Raw genomic sequence first — 18,430 nt, 5'->3', positions numbered from 1 at the left:
TAAAACGGATCATAACATGGAAAATATAATCAGTCCATGTCATGATCCATTTTTATACGTATAGGCTAAATTTTCAAACTATCATTATGTTATTACATTTTATGTCCCCATTGGTCAAAGTGATAATCTTTACCGTCAATTTTAAACCAACCGTCTGCATAAAGGGAACCATCTTCCCTAGCACAATACCAAAGGTATCCATATGCAAGAGGCCAAGGTCTATATCCACCACCAACTTGGAACCATCCTGTTTTAGCTGCCCCATTCTCATCGAAGTAATAATATTTATTATCGATAGTTTGCCAGCCCGTTTGTGCTACGCCGTTATTGTCAAAGTGATATAGTTTACCGTCGATTTTTTCAAATCCTGCTCGGTTAACAGATCCATCTTCATGGAAATAAAATCTTTTCCCGTCAATGTTTTCATAATTATTGAAAATAGTATTGTGGCCATTTGTGAAATAGTATCTTTTACCGTCTATCATTTTCCAGCCGGTATAGAAAGCGCCATCTTCTAAACTATAATATGCTATTGTGTTCGCATTTTTGTTGATTCCTGTTTTCAAAATTGAACCGTCGTTATTAAATGCTAATATTTTGTTGTCAAGCTTAACATTAACAGTGTTGTTTATAGCTTCCCCATTTAGATTAGAAACTCTCTCCAGCACACCTTTGTCGGAAAAGTGAAGGATGACATCTTGATCTTCTAAACGTAGTTCTTTTTTATTTGGCACGAAGTTTTGGAAGTAATAAATTTTCCCATCTATATCTTTCAAGCCTTCTTTAACAAACGCTCCAGAGGCATCAGAATAGTATAGGTCTCTCCATGCTGATCGTTGCAGAACACCGGAGTCATTGAAGTTATAGTACTTCCCATCAATTAGTGAATCACTTCCTCCTCCAGTAACCATGTAGCCATAAGGGGATGAGAAATAATAAGTCTTCTCCTTAATTTCTTGCCAGCCTGTCAAAATGACTCCTTCAGCATCTGCAAAGGAATAACCAGTACCTCGATTTATCCAACTGTTCTTTATCACGTTTCCAGAGGAATCTTTTGCACTATATTTAGTAGGGTCCTTTTCATTAGATATAATCTCTATTTTGTCATAATTTTGTTTCTCATTTTCTTTACCTGGATACCACTCTATTAACCAATTGTTAATTTCATTGTTGCTTTTATCAGAGAAACGAATTTCAGATTTGAAACTCCAATCAGTACCAAATTGAGAAGTATATTGATTACCAGCCAAACTTACCCCATTTTTGTTATTCAAACGGAATTGAAATTTCCCATCGTTAGAATTTCCTATCTGAACAAGTTCAAACACTTCATCATCGCCAAGCGAATCGGAATATTGAAGTCCGTTTCCTTCTTTTCCTGAAAGATATTTTGAACCTGTCTTTACGATTACTTTATTCGTTCCTTTTTTATAAGGGATAATTTGATAACCTTTACCGTCATTTAGTGTAATGAATGGCAGTGCCATAGATGTCTCTAGGACGTTAGTACGCTCCGCCAATACATCAGATAATCGATCATAAAAATCTGCACGAGCTTTAGGATCATTATTAACATAGTTGTCAAGGACATCTTTAGATACTGGCTTTGAAGTTAATGTTATCAATCGTTTTTGTTCATCTGATAATTTATTTGCTATCTGATCAAATAGGTAATCTGAATTTCTAGCAATCACCGTCCAATCGCCAAAGGAGTCACCGGAATATTTTTTGTAAAGTGGACCAAGAAATCTTGGGTTTTTACCAGATGCTTTTTCTACAAATGCATGTTGGCCTTGATTTATCACAACTCCGGTCTTTCCTTCGTCTAATTGTGCTTGTGTAATGTAAAGAAGATCGTGTTCTGAAACATTTGCTGCATTAGGGTTTAAATCTATAATTGCACCTGCTTCAGTAATTTTAAGCTGCTGTCCAGATTTTAGTTGATGAATTTCAATTTTTCCATTTGGATAGCGTACTTTAACTTGTTTAAGAAAATTCAAATCACCTTGTGTATGATACATAGAAATATTAAATTCCCCAGATTTAAAACTAGGAGCTTGGTAAGTTTCGTTTTCTGCATATACATCAATGTGAGTACCTGGGTCTCGATCCCCTGGGCTTATTCCAAGTGCTTCATAAGTGTTTGCTACAGCACCTAATACAGTAATAGTTATATCTACTACCGCACCTATCCCTGCACTAGCCTTACTTTCTCCAACAGGAGCCATAGAAAAAAGAATACCTAATGCCGCTGTTGCAGGGATTACCTTCTTTCCAATTCCTACAGGAAGAATTTTTTTTACCCTTTTTGTTTCTTTTCCATTCATAATGTCATTCCTCGCTTTTTATTTTTCTATTTATTAATCCGAATCTTACGTTCGAAAGGTTATCTTAATTTAAAAACCTTTCAAATCTCTTACGTAAATATTACAAAAGTCTTTCATAAGGTGATTTTATTGTTTGTTTTCACTAATTCTCCATAATTCACTCTTAACCAAAGTAATATTCCTATAACATATCCCTTGAAACCTGTTTGAACTACCCTCACTTTCACTTCGTTTAGAAGAGGGGGATTCCTAAGTAAAGAGTTCTATCGAACTCTAATTTATTAGGCTAGCTCCACAGTCCTTGCGGTTAGAAGCCTTATCGCTTCTTTCTTTAGATTGATACTTGCGTTAATTCAAATAGTTGCACAAAAACGAAACCTTTCAAACTCGAATTTAAAGGCCATCTACCAGAAAAGGCTAAAGCCTCAGTTAAAATGAAGTTGGATACTGGAGAATAAAGCCACTAAAAAAAGAATGCCCTTTTTGTTATTTAAAGGAGCATTCTTTTTTTATAAGATAAGCGTACATTCCCTTTCAGCAAAGGTTTAAAGAATTTCTTGTTATGAGGATCTTTATGTTTCTCATGTATGACGAAAGCCTGTTACAATAGAACTAAGTCAAATATGAAATACCCTTAGGAAGCTCTCATAGGTATAAGATCTATGGGGGATTTTTCATTACAGTTATTTTGAAGTTTTTGCACCATAACCGTTAATACCTTATTTTCAAAATTTATAGTGTAACAACGTTAGTACATATTTTAGATACTTCAGGGTCATGAGTAACAATTAGAATTGTTTTTCCTTCATTATTTAATGATTTTAATATACTAAGCACCTGATCCCGATTCACTTCATCTAATGATCCAGTTGGCTCATCTGCTAGGATGATATCATTCTTTTTTAACATGAGCCTAGCTAATGCTATTCTTTGTTGTTCTCCACCACTAAGTTGATAAATTTTACTGTTTAATTTGTCTAGTAGCCCAACTTTTTCTAGAACTTCTTTTTTCTTGTCATCTTTATTAGGTAACTTAACATATTCTAGTGCTACATCTAAATTTTTGCTCACAGTCTCATTATCAATTAATGCATAATTTTGAAAGAGATAGCCTATTGTATATCTAAAAAGCTCGATTTGTTTTTTCTCGCTCTTCCAAGCGTTTTCTATTCCTTGTATGATTACATCTCCAGAGTCTGGTTCTTCTAAAAGACCTACTATATTTAATAGCGTTGATTTTCCGGTTCCACTTTGACCCGTAATAGCCATCATTTCTCCTTTATTTACAACCAAATTAAAATTATCAAGCACTTGTTTATTTTCATATTTCTTAGATATATTTTTTAGCTCAATTTCCACTTGAACTACGCTCCTTTTAATACGTCCTTATTTTTCTTCTTTTCTACAAATCGAATGATGAAATAAACAATTAATAATTCAACTAACCAATAAGCTGGAATTATAAGTGAAATAATTGTATAGGTTGCTAATTTAAATGTTAATGCACCTAAATAAATTATTAACCAAAAAAGACTTAAGAGAAAACAGATTTTACTGTGTCGCTTATAAAAATCAAAGCCATTGATTCTTTGAACGGCATGAATAAATTTATTTCTTTCTAAATAATTTAAAATTGTAAAACAAGTAATAATAATCTCTATGCTAAGTAATAATGTTACAAAAAGAAGAGTAAATTGAAGTTCGCTTTTTAATTTAAAGAGATAATCATCTACAATACTATATAATGACGGCGTTGTAAGAATGATATCTTGGAGACCTGCGATTTTAATGTCTTCTTTTAATTCTTTATAAGGCTGACTTGGATTATCTACTTTTGGGAAAAAATAACGCCCAGTTAAATAACTTAAATAGCTGTCTCCACCCATATTTTCTGAGTTAACAACAATCAATATAGCGCCCTTGCTATAATTTTGGTTGTTAACCTCTAGCATAGGATTATACAAAAAATGTTTTTGGTTATCTTGGATATAGAGAAGTTTAATTTCAACCTGTTTATGTGGTTCAATTTTTTCTCCTATGCTTTCCTTATGTTTATCTTCATCAATAAACCTTGTGAATTGATACCATTCTTTATACATTTTTAAAATATCAGCTTCGTTGCTGCGATATTTATTGGGAACTAATATAACTAAATAGTCACCATAATCAGCATCGATATTGATTTTTTTACCATTCAAATCATAAACTGGATTATCTTGTAAATAATTAGAGTTCACTTGAAGGGTGTTACCGCCGTGAGGATCATACTCTTTAACATCTCCTATAGTATTGTTTAAAGAATTGTTATACTCTAACTGTTTTTTGTACGTTATACCATCTGATGGTTTTATAAGCAAAGCCCCTTTTTGGTTAGTTATTCCAAATAGTTTCTTGCTTTTAATTCCAGTTTCATATTCCCAGTTTGTGCGGTCGCCTATAATATTACTTTGATATTCATAAAAACTATAATTTTTTGTTGTATCCCATTGTTCCTGGTTAGAGTTTTGTACAGTTAGATCTTGATAATAATTTATAAGATTAAAAGAAAAGATAATTAGAAAAATCGAAAAGATAAACTTTGAACTATAATTTAAAAATTGAACTAGTTTTAATGGTTTTTTATTTTTTAATAGTTCCAGAATTTTTATATGATATATCATTAAAGAAGGAAGTAGGCTAACTAGAATAGAAATACCTGAAAAAATTAATTGCCACACAATCCATGTACTACCAAAATCTAAGAATTTACTCATCCCATTATAAAAAAACAAGTATATTACTTGTCCTATAATAACTACCATTAAGGATAACGTATGAATTTGAATACTTTCTTTTAATAGATGCTTAAAAATCAGTTCTCTATCCGTATATCCAAACAGTTTTCTAATTGCCAAACTTTTATAATTTAATAATATATAATATAAAAAACTCAGGAAGATGAGTAACAGAACTATAGTAAGAACTATAATAAAGTACTTATCAACTCCCTGATTTTCTAGGATGTTCATAGCACCTACTCGTTCTGACTCTTCCGTTTTGAACCCGATTTCGGTATTTAATTTCTCTTTTACCTTTTGAACAACGTTTGGATTGTTACTATCAACAAAATAAGCGCCTCTCAAGTTTTCATCTTTTGCCGCTTCTATAGGCCTAATTTCCACCATAAGTTCAGGTGAAAATATGTTTATCTTTCCAACCTGCTCTTTATCTTTCGTATCTCTTGATGACAAATAACTTGCTGCGGAATGATCTTGAGTGAATATCTCTCCCCATTCTAGCGGATATTTTTGTTTGAATTGTGTTTCATCCCCGATAGCTGCATAGATAGTTACTTTTTGTTTTTTTGAAGTTTTAATCGGTTTATATGATAATTTATAGATGTTGATTTTTTCCTTTTTGGATAATTCCTCAATCTTTCTTAGTTTATCTTCCGGGCGTTCATCTTTATTCAATTCAACCACTTGAATTCCATTTTTATCAGAAAAATTTATATTTACCATTTCTCTTTTTTCAAAGTGCTTAGTAAATACAAATGAAGATACAGCATAGGCTACAAGTACTAAAGTAATTAATATTTTTTTCATACCAGTCTCCATTTTCCGTATTCTATTTTCATTTAGAATTCAAATGAAGATAGAATACCCTTTGTCTTCAAATATTAATAAAAATAATTTGCTTATCTATATGTATATAAGTCACATAAAATAGAATCCTAGAACATGCAGGTAATAACCCACGAGTTCTAGGATTTTTCTTACTTTTTATTTAACAGACCAATAAGATTCATCTACACCAGCTGTATCAGGTGCACTTGCATATGAAGTATAACCTGGGTTCGTCCATGGAGAACTATAATAATATTGTCCGATTACTGAAGATTTGTGAACTTTGCTTCCGTGGTAATAATTTGACCAAACTGAACCACCACCGGTTCCATAATTCCATGTTCCCCCCCCTACATTTTGTGTTGCAGCAAATGCTGCTGTTGCTCCTGAACCAAGTATTGCAGCACTTAATACTAATGAACTTACAGTTTTTTTCAATTTCAATGTTTTTTCCCCCTTTAACATCTAATTAATTTATTTAGATATTGCAGACTGACTACCTTTTTATTTTTAAACAACCGCATTAAAAAATAAATATATAGAACAGAATACAATAAACTAACAAATAGGAAGTAAATAAGGTAAAGATACTCAAATGAAAAAATAATTCAATTAAAAATAGGGTGGGAAATATTAACTTCAAATCGTTTTTTTAAATATTATCACAGTTTTTTTCAAGAAAGACACATTCAAAATTTTTTAAATAAAATTCAGAATTTTCTGTAATTATTTGATATAAAAATAGTGATACTTAAAAAGAAAATTTTCAATCAAGTAAGTATTTACAAATATAGAGGGGAGTAATTGGAAAGTATTTTAAATGATGCAATTTAAGAAATAGACATTTTCAATTTTTTGTTAGCATGGAATCGTATGGTATGCGATCTAAAAAAAATTTGTGGTAAGTGTGAGAAATCACTTTGTTTAATACGTTATATAAGGTATAAGAAATTGTCTATCCATTATTAACGTTACATATTACAAATTAAATATTTCGATAATACGGAAAGAATAAATTTTTACTAAATATGCCTTAGATTCACTTTCTTAATTGCATAAAAAATTAAAATAAGAAAGAATTTAGGGGGTGAGATAGTATGAAAGATATTTATGAACTATTACAAGAGATCCATATAAACCTAACTGAATTTGAAGAAATAAAATGTAGTGAGGTAGAAAAAGAGAAAGTAAAAGGTTTTGTAAAAGAGTTAATTAAAAAGAAGGAAGACTGAAAATGTTTATAACGCAAGTATCAATCTAAAGAATGAAGCGATAAGGCTTCTAACCGCAAGGACTGTGGAGATAGCCTAACTCTTTACTTAGGAATCTCCCTCTTCTAAAAAAGTGAAAGTGGGGGTAGTTTAATCATAAGAAGTCATTGACGTATTTGAAACATGAAAATTAATTGTATTAACTTTAAATAACAGCACGGTATTAGTACATCCATTGACCTTTAATTTTTACATATGTCTCATCAATCCGCTAAGAATCCTTGATTGACTTAGGGGGTTCTGGAACAAAGATTATTATTTTTTACTTACAATTAGTAGATTTGTAATCTAGTAGTATTTCAACAATGGAATTAATAGTTTTGTTTTGGGCACTATAGTAGACTTCTAATCCTTTTCTATCATTTCTAATTAATTTTTGAGATTTCATCTTTGCTAAATGCTGTGAAACAGTAGATTGTGGGATACCCAGTATACCTACAATTTGTGTTACATTACATGCCCCTCTTATAATTAATTCTTTCAAAATTTCAATTCTTACTGGATGAGCTAATGCCTTAAAAACTTCTGCGTCTTTTTCATAATTTAACAAACTAAACATCTCCTTTTGAATCGATATATGTTTATAATATTAATAATTTATTCTGCATCATCTTTTTGATTTAATTAGTTTTTTATTTTTTCAACATACCCTGGTATGCTTGAGACACTCTTATTCTCTTTTTTTACTTCCTTTAATTCATCTGAAAATGTTGCATTTGGCTTTTTCATATTAGACATAATTCCAAGATCACCTTTGATGGTTTCTTACCTAAGTAACTTTGCTTAACCGAATCAGTGGTTTCTAGTAGTAGGAATTGACCTCTACCAAGGAATTGACTCCCTTCATGTACTTTCGCAAGAATCCTTTTTGGGATATGCCAGAAATTCCAATAGTTAATAGCGATTGTGTAAACCCTACACCTAATGTATCGACTTATTTGATACATTGTTAGCTATTCGCCAGAACCTCTATGTAACTAATTTTTTTCAAAGAGTATTTTTCTATAAAAAACTGCAACTCTAATTGTTAGTTATGTCTAACAATTAGAATTGCAGTTCACCAATTAGGTTATATTTTGCTTTCTATTTAGACACGTACAGCTGTACCGCTTACTGCAACCATTAGCATTCCATCACGAACGACTTCGTAGTCTACATCGATACCAACAATTGCATTTGCTCCTTTTTGCGTTGCAAGTTGTTTCATTTCTTCCATGGCAATGTCACGAGCTTCTTTTAATTTACTTTCATAAGCACCAGAACGGCCACCTACAACGTCACGAACAGAAGCGAATATGTCGCGTACGATATTTGCACCCATAATTGCTTCACCGTTTACGATGTCTATATACTCAATAATTTCTTTACCCTGAATAGTATTAGTTGTTGTTACGATCATTATTAACACACTCCTATAATTTTTAAAAAGTTATTGTTGATTGCTATAATCCTATTATTAATTTTAAAAACTAAATAAACTATCTAATAACCTTACTTGAACTACCCCCACTTTCACTTCGTTTAGAAGAGGGGGATTCCTAAGTAAAGAGTTCTATTGAACTCTAATTTATTAGGCTATCTCCGCAGTCCTTGCGGTTAGAAGCCTTATCGCTTCATTCTTTAGATTAATACTTGCGTTAATATCCCTATCATGGTGTGTACGACAAGAAGGGCAGTCCCATTTACGTAGGTTGAGATTTTTAACGTCTTTGTTTTGATATCCACAACAAGAACATAATTGGCTGGAAGCAAATGTTTTCGATACGACAATGACTTGTTTGCCGTACCATTTTGCTTTGTATTCCAACATGGTTCGAAACTGTGACCATGATACCTCACTAATTGCTTTTGCTAACTTATGATTCTTTAACATATTCGATACTTGCAAATCCTCTATACCGATAACATCGTGGTTTTTGATGATTTCAGTTGAGATTTTGTCCAAGTAATCTTTTCTAGCATTTGCCATGTATTCATGAATTCTAGCCACTTTTACTCGCTGTTTATTCCAGCGAGAAGATCCTTTTGTTCTTCTAGAAAGAACACGCTGTGCTTTCGCCAACTTCTCTTCTAATGATCGAAAAAACTTCGGATTTTTATAGATTGTTCCATCTGACAAAATGGCGAAATCTTTTAGTCCCACATCCATTCCAATGTAAGAATGTGTTTTCGGAAGTTCTTGTACTTCTGTTTCAACTAACAAGGACACAAAGTATCTGCCAGAAGGGTTCCGTCTAACTGTAGCATTTAAAATACGTCCTTTTACTTCACGACTTTTGGCAAATCGAACAAGACCTAGTTTTGGCAATTTTATTTTGTCTCCTACAACGGCAATGTTTTCATTTGTTTGTTTTGTGTTGTAAGATTGTACGTTGTTTTTCTTAGATTTGAAACACGGGGCACTGTTTTGTTTTTTGAAAAAGCGTGTATAAGCATCCGCAAGGTTGCGAACAGACGACTGAATCGCAATACTATCCACTTCTTTGAGCCAAACAAATTCTTTCTTCATGGCAGGAAGTTTGGCAGAGCATGTACCATATGTCAAACCTTTCCCTGTCTCTTTGTATGCGTTATCCCATAGAGATAGGAAATGATTGAATACAAAACGAGAACAGCCAATTGTTTTATTAATTAGGGTTGCTTGTGCTTGATTTGGATAGATACGAAATTTATATGCTTTATTAATCATCACTCATTTCACCTCCATTTCGGCATGTGTCTATTATACAACAAACATACATTCGATAGATAGTGAAGTAACAGTTTATGTATGTCGAACAATTAAGATTGCTTCCTGCCATCTCTTGTCCGAAGCCAATTCATCTCCCACCTACTCACTTCGCGTTCCTTGAGGAAGGAGTCTTCTTGGCTAAAATGATAAAGATGACAGTTCTGTAAGGGTGAAAGAAAACAAGCTATCCACAAAAAACTTGTTTCTTGTAGGGGTTATTTATCAAAAAACTGCATATCCATCAATCATATCTACTGGTAATTTATTATATACAGATGCTTCAGAAATAATAGTAGCCGATACTACATATAACGATAAAACATCGATTTTAACATTTATAATCTTAAAGAAATAGATTTAATTTTCAATTCATTCCCATCAGAAAATGATACTGATTCGACGTTCTTTTGAATTGCCCTATTGCCCAAATTTGTTTTCTTAACACTAATATTAAAATGCTTTCAATATTAAAAATAGTTTTTGTAAGTTTTGTAAATACTTTTGTAATTAAAAAAAAGTATAAGCGAATCGATTTTCTGCCAAATTAGTTGCAATGTTTGTTTTCGTTCCATCTATATCCTTTTCCTCGTACCGTAAGGAGAAACTCAGGATTAGAAGGACTAGTTTCGATCTTTTGACGAAGACGATTGATATTCACATCGATGACTTTTGTATTACCTACACAATTTATACCCCATATTTTATTTAGGAGTTCATTACGTGAAATTGGTTTCATGGAATTTTCCATTAAATATCGTAAAATAATATGCTCTGTTGGAGTTAAATCAATTACTATCTCATTCCTATATAATTCTCCTAGCAGAAGATTTAATTGAAATGGCCCCGAATGAATCAATTCCAATTCCTTTTTATTTTTTTGAATTCTTCTTAGCAATGATTGTACACGTGCTACTAATTCAATTATACTAAATGGCTTTTTAATATAATCATCTGCCCCAATTGTCAAACCGTGTACCTGATCTTTCTCTTGAACAAGTGCCGTTAATATAATAATACCAATATCTTCATTGTTTTTTCGTATACTTTTGCATACCCGAAATCCATCTATTCCTGGTAACATAACATCAAGTATTACAATATCAACATTATTCTGTTCTAAAAGTTCAAGAGCTTTTTCACCTGTATCGGTTTCTAAAACATTGAAACCAGCACGCTGCATGTTCAATGTAATAAAACTACGGATGGTTATATCATCTTCTAATACTAAGATTGTTGTCATACTCACCGCTCCTTTACTCTTGTTGATAAACGGCTATTGGTTTGATATAAGTTCTAAGATTCTGGTAGTTTATTTTCAAAAAATTTTATATACATGTGCACTTTTTTTATATGTATCAACTCCTAGGAGTCACTATATATGTCCATCAACTTAAAAATCTAGTAAAAAAACTGTCATCCTTTCGATTTAGTCTTTTAGAAAGAATAACGTGGAGCTAGTAAAGATTCTTAAGTTGGTGGACATGGAGTGGTATCCCTAGTTTATTCGTTCTATATTAATTAAGTGATAGGACTTTTTCGTCCTTAATCTCATTCCCCTGTCAACTCTACGACCACATAATTTATTACGTGAAAACGAAATATTTTTCATCGTTTGCTCTTAAATTCCCACGTTTTTATATACACCTCAAAACGCTTTGACTAGATAATACAAGTTCTCTTCTGATTCACCTGAATAAAGTTGAGCCTCTTGAAACTCCCCAATCGATTAGCTGATTAATGATGCGCCGTTTTTTTCTTTTTACATGATAGATGTGCTGTTCTAGTTTTTTTGGACCTTTTGCATGCTTTCAAGAAATTAATTCTTGTGTTGCCATTTCTACAAACTGAATATCAGACTCTACAAGGTATTGAACATATGCCGTTTTCGCCTTCATATATTCATCTTCATTTTTCCATCTGTGATGGCTGCCATCATAAAGTATAAAAAAGGAGTCGCTTTTCAACGGACTTATCAATTTATTTATTTCGTTATTCTGATTAAATATTTCTTTTGCTTTTTTATGTGCCTGTAACACTTTGTCTTTCGAACATCCACCTACAAGCAAATAATGTGGAGTAATTAAACTCATTTTGTTATTCCCCCCCTCTATTGCCCTCATATACGATCCAGAAAGGATAGGAACAAAGAGCACGTATTGATTCTTCAAGCTAACATGATTTAAAAAGCATGAATGAGAGGAAGGATAATCTCAAATGGCTAGTGATATCTTCTAAAAAGCTGTCCTTCTTCTCACTTTGTACAACAAACACTTTAAGTTCGGATAAATGAGCTTGTTCTTTATACTTAGCTTTAATATCAAAGATGGTTCCACTTAAAAATGATTATGCATTTCTCCCCCACTTGAATCCAACGGTTTCATGAAGCATTTGTTTTGTCATTTCCATTGTGAATTCTTGGGCCTGCTTTTTCGAATGGATATCTATAATTCCATTCGAAGCAATCATTTCTCCCACCCTTTCGTAGTTATGGCGTTTTTATATAACTAAATACAATACAACTAACCAAAATGGCATTACCATTAAAAATCCATTTCTAATCCCTATTGCAAAAGCCAAAGGATTAACATTACAGTATGACGTTGCCTCTTTTTTAACTCGCTGCAACATCTTTTTTTGGGTGGGAAGGCTCATAGTGAATCTCCTTATCTTTCAATCTGTTTTCGTTTTCCATAACAAACTACCACCAAAACAGCCTATACAATAAATCACAATGAATTTCATAAAAATTTCTATAATTGCATCCGTCATTCCCCATTCTCCTCTCCCAAGGCCTGTAATACACAAGCTACAATTAGCAAAGTAAGAATTAATAATAAGCTCCCTATATTTCGGCATTTTCTAAGCATCGGCATTCTCTCCTCATAATTAACATTTATTTCAGAAAAAAACCAAGCTAAGAAAATTCAGAGAAGAAAAGAGCCCAATTTACCTCGTTATGAGCAAATCGGCTCTTTAATATTCAAAAGACATAAGCAATGTAAACTTATTGGGTGTAATCTCCCAAACTTATATTCTCCTAAGAAATTAATATCTTCCTAGCCTAAAGGCGAATATCGTACGCTAGAGATCTTTTCATTTAAGAAGCTTGGTTGTTCCAAAATGCTGGCGGTAGCCCCAAATAGTACATAATATCCTCGAATGATATTAATATAATCTCCATGCAATATCAATTCTTTTTTTATAAAAATTATAAAAAAAGAATTGATATTGGTTTTTTCATGACATTTATCGACAAATTATTTACTTTTATCAATTATCAATTTATAATAATTACAACTTAATATACATACTACATAACATGAAATAATTACTTAGTTGAGCATATAGTTCCCACTGGAGCTGTTTAAAAAAAATTCCAAAATGATGGACGAGTACTCATGCGGATTAATTTATATAAATATAAGGGGAATGAAACTGCAGAAAAGATGTGTGATTAGTATGCTCTAGCTTAGAAGATTACTAATCGGTTGAATAATTTTAGGTGATAAAAAAGAGTCATGGATTTTTTGCAGAGTATTTTAGGTTGGCTATGGTAAATATACAAGATATATTTATAGATTGATTCGCGGACCCTATCTCAAAAAATGAAATAAAAACGATTTTTAATTATTGACAAGAAATAAAACTAAATATATATTAAATTATAATAATTATTATAAAAAAATTATTATCGTTTATAAACAGGAGGTTCCACTTCATGAATCCAAATAATCGCTTAACAACAAACCAAGGTGCTCCAGTTGGAGATAACCAAAATTCTCGTACAGCTGGTCGCCGTGGGTCGGTATTATTAGAAGACTATCATTTAGTAGAAAAGCTTGCCCATTTTGATCGTGAGCGTATTCCAGAGCGCGTTGTACATGCACGTGGTGCAGGTGCTCACGGTGTATTTGTAACTAAAAACAGTATGAAGCAATATACGAAGGCAGCATTTTTACAAAATGAAGGAACTGAAACGCCTGTATTCGTTCGTTTCTCAACAGTTATTCATGGCCAAGGCTCTCCGGAGACAGCACGTGATCCGCGTGGGTTCGCTGTTAAATTTTATACAGAAGAAGGAAACTACGATATCGTAGGTAACCATTTACCAGTTTTCTTCATTCGTGATGCAATTAAATTCCCTGACATGGTGCATTCTTTAAAGCCAGCACCTGATACAAATATTCAAACGCCAGATCGTTATTGGGATTTTATGACGTTAACACCAGAATCTACTCATATGATGACATGGGTATTTTCTGATTATGGTACACCAGCAAACTATCGTGAAATGGAAGGTTTCGGCGTCCATTCATTTAAATGGATTAATGCAAAAGGTAAAATTGTTTACATTAAATATCATTGGAAACCACAGCAGGGTGTACGAAATTTAAGTGCAAAAGAAGTGGAACAAGTACAAGGTAAAGATTTCAATCATGCAACTCGCGATTTATTCGATGCGATTGAAAAAGGAAATCATCCAAATGGGGTCTATACGTACAAGTGATGCAATTAGATCAAATGGATTCTTTAGATTTCGACCCATTAGATCCAACAAAAGTTTGGCCAGAAGATTGTTTCCCACTCATTGAAGTAGGGACAATGACACTAAATCGTAACCCACAAAACTTTTTTGCGGAAGTAGAGCAAGTGGCCTTTACACCAAGTGCAACTATACCTGGTATTGAACCGTCTGAAGATAAGCTATTACAAGGTCGTTTATTCTCTTACCCAGATACACAGCGTTACCGACTTGGTGCAAATTATTTACAAATCCCTGTAACTGCCCATACGCAACTGTTCGTAATCAACAACGTGATGGTGCGATGCAAGTAAATCAAAACCCATCTACAATAAACTATGAACCGAGCCGCCATACTGAAAATCCAGTTGAAGACCCAACATACCGCGATTCAACTATGAGAGTAGGAGGCTATGTATCTCGTGAAAAAAATGAGAAACCGAACGACTTCAAACAAGCCGGTGAGCGTTATCGTTCATTCTCTAAAGAAGAGCAAGACAACTTAATTGCAAACTTAACTAATGACTTGAAAGACGTAAATGAGCGTACGAAACTACTAGCTATTTGTAACTTCTTCCGTGCAGATCGCGAATATGGTATTCGCTTAGCAGAAGCATTAAATGTTGATATTTCATCGTATGTAGGAATTTCTACAAAATAATAGCATGCTTAATTTTATTTTACTCTCAAATTTAACTTACAATATGTAAGAAAAGAAGTTGTCTCAAAAATCCGTTTAAAAACGACTTTTTAGGGACAACTTCTTTTTTTAGTTCTCTTCAACAATAGATAGGATTATTAATATTTGTTCATACAATTTATGCAGCATTTCCAAATTATTATTTTGTTTTTGCTAATCCTACAATTGCAATGCAGGCATATAGCTAACATATATTGAATGTATTTTCTTATTATCGTTATAGCAAGGTTCTACACGCTTCCCTATGGATATATTTTCATTTAGGGAATCTTGGCGAAGAACTAATGTATACTTGATCTTTATACTTTATAACTTTATAAGAATAAAGATCGAAAAACAGATAGTTAATCAATTTTAATTGTGTAAAAACTACATACCTATAAACAGTATTAATAATGGATAAATACTTCTCGTCATGGGAAGTACCTAATATCTTGAAGAGAGATTTCAAGGCATCTAATGTTGAGGAGGATAATTTGTGGGTATGCAAGGGAGATTAATTTGCTTTATGGAGTAGGTAAATAAGATAGAATAATAGATTATGAAAGAGCCCTTAGGAGATAGGGACTCCTTAGGGCTCGCCTAATCACATGAATTGATTAGGAGGAATATAAACATTTTAACATATAGCTGATTCATTTGAAGGTAACAAAAAAATTACAGAATTTACGATACGAGAAAGCCCACGCAGGACTTTAGTCCTTCTTTAGACGTGGGAGTGTCAATCTCTCTATTGTTTCAATTTGAACTCCTGATTCAGTCTTACTTTTATTCAATGCACTGAGGTACAACTATTTTAGTACCTTTTTAAATTTGCAACCAAAAGTAATTACCATACCTGCAAGAACCATCAATATGCCTATTGCTGCACTGTTATTTGTAGTTGTACCTGCTTTTGGAAGCTCTTTATACATATCTTCTTTTTCATCAGAATTACTGTTTTTAGGGATATTATTAATACCATTTTCTTTATCTGTCACTACCACTTTTTGTATTGTAGTTACCTCATTACTACCGGAGTCACGACCAAGGAATTTTACCTCGGAAGTACCCGTTTTAAATATATCTATTTCACCAAAATGTCTTACTTTATCAGTAATATTACCATCTTCTTTCTCAATAGCTTTAACCCCAGTCATTGGTGCGAATTTGTCTTCTGCATTCATATTCCCTTCAGTAGGTACAGTTAACTCAGGCTCTTGAATCTCAATAGGTTTTTCTTTTTCTTTAACTGTTACAGTTTGTATTTGAGTTGCCAAATGACCTGCAGAATCTCTAACTATATATTTAATCGTGCAAGTGCCAGGTGTATTTGTATCTACTTCATCTTCATATTTTACTTCTGATGTAAGGTCACCATCTTCTTTATCAGTAGCACTTACATCTCTCATTGGATCGAATTTATCCCCTTCCGAAATTGTAGTTTCTGAGGGTACTTTTAGTGATGGCGGCTCATCTTTTATTTCTTCTTTCTCTTTAACCGTAACCGTTTGTTTCGCGTTTACTTTATGATTTTTAGAGTCTTTAACTGTGTAAGTTAACTCGTAAGTGCCTGCTTTAGAGGTATCTATTTTACCGTCAACTGTTATTTTATTAGTAAGGTCTCCGTCTTCCTTATCAGTAGCAGACACTCCTGACATTGGATCGAATGAACTACCTATAGTAATTGTCGCTCCAACAGGTACTGTAAAATTCGGTTCCATATCTGGAGTTTCTTCTACAATTACAGGTTTAGAATCTGTTGCTTCCCAAATAGGTGCGGTTAATATCGGATAGTTCAAAGCTTCTATTTTTTGTCGCGTTTCTTGTGATGCTTTCAGTCCCCATTGATCAAAAAACGGGAGTACATTTTGTTTCGCTACTTTGGATGTATTGTAAATGAATGCTTGAATTTTCTCTTCATCCGTTTTTGGAAGTCGATCCTTTGGTAACTCACGATATAGTTTGTGAAGATTCGGATAAAAGTCTTCACCATATGCGAGATGAAGTTGCCAAGGCATAACAAGTTTCACAAACAAGTCATTTATATTTTTATAGTCTTTATCTATTTGTTTTAAGTATGCAAAAGCTTTATCGTAATCACCTGATTTTTCTAAGCGCGTCGGTTGATTCGGGAATAATCGCTTTTGTGCAGCTAAAGAATATAGATTAACTGTTACTTCACCCATCCCTCTTAAATCATTCCACGTCCATGGGTGTTGTTGTCTTGCATGTCCCGCTTCGTGCATTTGTCCCCATCCAAATTTATTTACATTTAAAGCACTTTCAATTGCGTTACCAGCAGTAGTAAATGCAGCTCCATCTAGACTTGCATACATGCCCCATGTTGGTCTGTTAGGATTTTCTATAAAGGCCCAAATACGTTCAGTCGAACGATGTAAAGGATTAGGATCTGTTTCAGATAATCCAGATATTTTATCTTGCGCTCGAATCATTTCATCATATGTTTCTAATAACGGGATAGGATCTTGATTCACTATATGCTTCTTAGCACTATCCTGAGTAACCGTAAGTACTGCTTTCCTTGATTTTAATTGAACAGCATGTGCATTTGGATACTTGTCCATCATCGCCATCCAGTCTGCTTTCGTATGCTTCCCTAGTTCAAAGAGTGGAATATGGCTCCCACCTTGTGTGACTTTTACCTTAACTGTTCCTGTAGTTTGATTATTATCAAGTCCTAATAACCCACCATTTGGAGATGAAATCTTATTCGTACCAGGAGAAAGTTTAATTTCTTTTCCCCATTCTTTATCATAGCCATGTGTTCCAATAATTGCTCTAATCTTATTCGTTCCTGATACTTCAACTGTAACCTCTTCATTCGGTTTTATATAAATTCCAGTTGGTATATAGTTTTTTGTTCACTTCTTCTCTCTCTTGTGGCTTCATCCTGATAGCTTCCTGTAGCTGGTAGCTCAAACTCCCTTAGTTCATATTGGTTTGTAGTTTGTTGATTAACTGTTTCAGCGTGTACATTTAAATTGTTTGTTATAATAGGTGTAAATACTGTAGTTGTCAAAATAGCAGATGTCGCAATTACTTTCATCGGTTTTTGAAATATATAATGATTCCTTTTCTGCATATAAATAATCCTTTCTTTTTCAATTTGTTCCGTTAAAATCCTTTTGTTGAACGAATGTAATTAATTTCGATCTCCTGGCGAGTTTATATTTCTGAAATTTCAGAAATATAAACTCGGAAATCTTACTATTGTTTAATAAATATAAAACATACCAGAAGAAAGAAATTTTCAACCTTGTTTATACTAAAT

The 18,430-nt window shown here is 32.9% G+C and carries 12 protein-coding genes and 3 pseudogenes; 2 read left to right on the top strand and 13 right to left on the bottom strand.

The annotated features are described in order from the left end of the window. Window positions 1-92: 92 nt before the first annotated feature. From F0362_RS28610 to F0362_RS28595, 4 genes are all read right to left on the bottom strand, one after another. On the bottom strand, window positions 93-2,327 hold the full coding sequence (locus tag F0362_RS28610; RefSeq protein WP_098009948.1) for an N-acetylmuramoyl-L-alanine amidase family protein: 2,235 nt from the start codon (window positions 2,325-2,327) through the stop codon (window positions 93-95). Window positions 2,328-3,059: 732 nt separating this feature from the next. Beyond that, the gene (locus F0362_RS28605) at window positions 3,060-3,686 is read right to left on the bottom strand and encodes an ABC transporter ATP-binding protein (protein WP_000402084.1); all 627 of its coding nucleotides are present in this window, start codon (window positions 3,684-3,686) and stop codon (window positions 3,060-3,062) included. Window positions 3,687-3,691: 5 nt separating this feature from the next. Beyond that, window positions 3,692-5,911 (bottom strand): DUF1430 domain-containing protein, encoded by a 2,220-nt coding sequence (locus tag F0362_RS28600; RefSeq protein ID WP_098009950.1) that lies wholly within the window; start codon window positions 5,909-5,911, stop codon window positions 3,692-3,694. A gap of 177 nt (window positions 5,912-6,088) precedes the next feature. Beyond that, window positions 6,089-6,376: a lactococcin 972 family bacteriocin gene (locus F0362_RS28595; protein ID WP_000768886.1), complete on the bottom strand. Its 288-nt coding sequence runs from the start codon at window positions 6,374-6,376 to the stop codon at window positions 6,089-6,091. A 653-nt stretch (window positions 6,377-7,029) separates the two neighbouring features. Here F0362_RS28595 and F0362_RS31300 point away from each other — a divergent pair. Then, entirely contained in the window at window positions 7,030-7,164 is a 135-nt protein-coding gene (locus F0362_RS31300; protein ID WP_000653177.1) for a hypothetical protein, read from the top strand. 205 nt (window positions 7,165-7,369) lie between these two features. Here the strand turns inward: F0362_RS31300 and F0362_RS30760 are convergent. The 8 genes and pseudogenes from F0362_RS30760 to F0362_RS30695 form a co-directional block, all read right to left on the bottom strand. Continuing rightward, a pseudogene (locus F0362_RS30760) lies at window positions 7,370-7,435 on the bottom strand (IS6 family transposase); the annotation flags it as partial. A gap of 30 nt (window positions 7,436-7,465) precedes the next feature. Next, a complete protein-coding gene (locus tag F0362_RS28590; RefSeq protein ID WP_000935902.1) occupies window positions 7,466-7,753 on the bottom strand; it encodes an ArsR/SmtB family transcription factor in 288 nt (95 codons plus the stop codon). Between the two features lie 537 nt (window positions 7,754-8,290). Next, entirely contained in the window at window positions 8,291-8,602 is a 312-nt protein-coding gene (locus F0362_RS28585; protein ID WP_000637486.1) for a heavy metal-binding domain-containing protein, read from the bottom strand. Between the two features lie 171 nt (window positions 8,603-8,773). Further along, window positions 8,774-9,895, bottom strand: coding sequence for an IS200/IS605 family element RNA-guided endonuclease TnpB (gene tnpB / locus F0362_RS28580; RefSeq protein ID WP_000973303.1), 1,122 nt, complete (start codon window positions 9,893-9,895; stop codon window positions 8,774-8,776). A gap of 583 nt (window positions 9,896-10,478) precedes the next feature. Then, entirely contained in the window at window positions 10,479-11,174 is a 696-nt protein-coding gene (locus tag F0362_RS28570) for a response regulator transcription factor (protein WP_000207757.1), read from the bottom strand. A 568-nt stretch (window positions 11,175-11,742) separates the two neighbouring features. Next, a complete protein-coding gene (locus F0362_RS28560) occupies window positions 11,743-12,024 on the bottom strand; it encodes a hypothetical protein (RefSeq protein ID WP_000053167.1) in 282 nt (93 codons plus the stop codon). A 253-nt stretch (window positions 12,025-12,277) separates the two neighbouring features. Continuing rightward, a complete protein-coding gene (locus tag F0362_RS31295) occupies window positions 12,278-12,400 on the bottom strand; it encodes a hypothetical protein (protein WP_000562068.1) in 123 nt (40 codons plus the stop codon). Between the two features lie 30 nt (window positions 12,401-12,430). Next, on the bottom strand, window positions 12,431-12,586 hold the full coding sequence (locus F0362_RS30695; RefSeq protein WP_170958044.1) for a hypothetical protein: 156 nt from the start codon (window positions 12,584-12,586) through the stop codon (window positions 12,431-12,433). 1,066 nt (window positions 12,587-13,652) lie between these two features. Here F0362_RS30695 and F0362_RS28550 point away from each other — a divergent pair. Then, window positions 13,653-15,117, top strand: a pseudogene (locus tag F0362_RS28550) (catalase). An 830-nt stretch (window positions 15,118-15,947) separates the two neighbouring features. Here F0362_RS28550 and F0362_RS28545 read toward each other — a convergent pair. Next, a pseudogene (locus F0362_RS28545) lies at window positions 15,948-18,241 on the bottom strand (M60 family metallopeptidase). Between the last annotated feature and the right edge of the window lie 189 nt (window positions 18,242-18,430).

This window comes from Bacillus sp. BS98 (assembly GCF_008432245.1).
GTDB classification, from domain to species: domain Bacteria; phylum Bacillota; class Bacilli; order Bacillales; family Bacillaceae_G; genus Bacillus_A; species Bacillus_A toyonensis.
This window is presented reverse-complemented; position numbering and strand designations above follow the sequence as displayed.

Coding starts and splice junctions, on each gene's coding strand:
- F0362_RS28610 (WP_098009948.1), bottom strand. CDS start 2,327: ATGAATGGAAAAGAAACAAAAAGGGTAAAAAAAATTCTTCCTGTAGGA.
- F0362_RS28585 (WP_000637486.1), bottom strand. CDS start 8,602: ATGATCGTAACAACAACTAATACTATTCAGGGTAAAGAAATTATTGAG.
- F0362_RS30695 (WP_170958044.1), bottom strand. CDS start 12,586: ATGAGCCTTCCCACCCAAAAAAAGATGTTGCAGCGAGTTAAAAAAGAG.
- F0362_RS31300 (WP_000653177.1), top strand. CDS start 7,030: ATGAAAGATATTTATGAACTATTACAAGAGATCCATATAAACCTAACT.
- F0362_RS28560 (WP_000053167.1), bottom strand. CDS start 12,024: ATGAGTTTAATTACTCCACATTATTTGCTTGTAGGTGGATGTTCGAAA.
- F0362_RS28570 (WP_000207757.1), bottom strand. CDS start 11,174: ATGACAACAATCTTAGTATTAGAAGATGATATAACCATCCGTAGTTTT.
- F0362_RS31295 (WP_000562068.1), bottom strand. CDS start 12,400: ATGATTGCTTCGAATGGAATTATAGATATCCATTCGAAAAAGCAGGCC.
- F0362_RS28600 (WP_098009950.1), bottom strand. CDS start 5,911: ATGAAAAAAATATTAATTACTTTAGTACTTGTAGCCTATGCTGTATCT.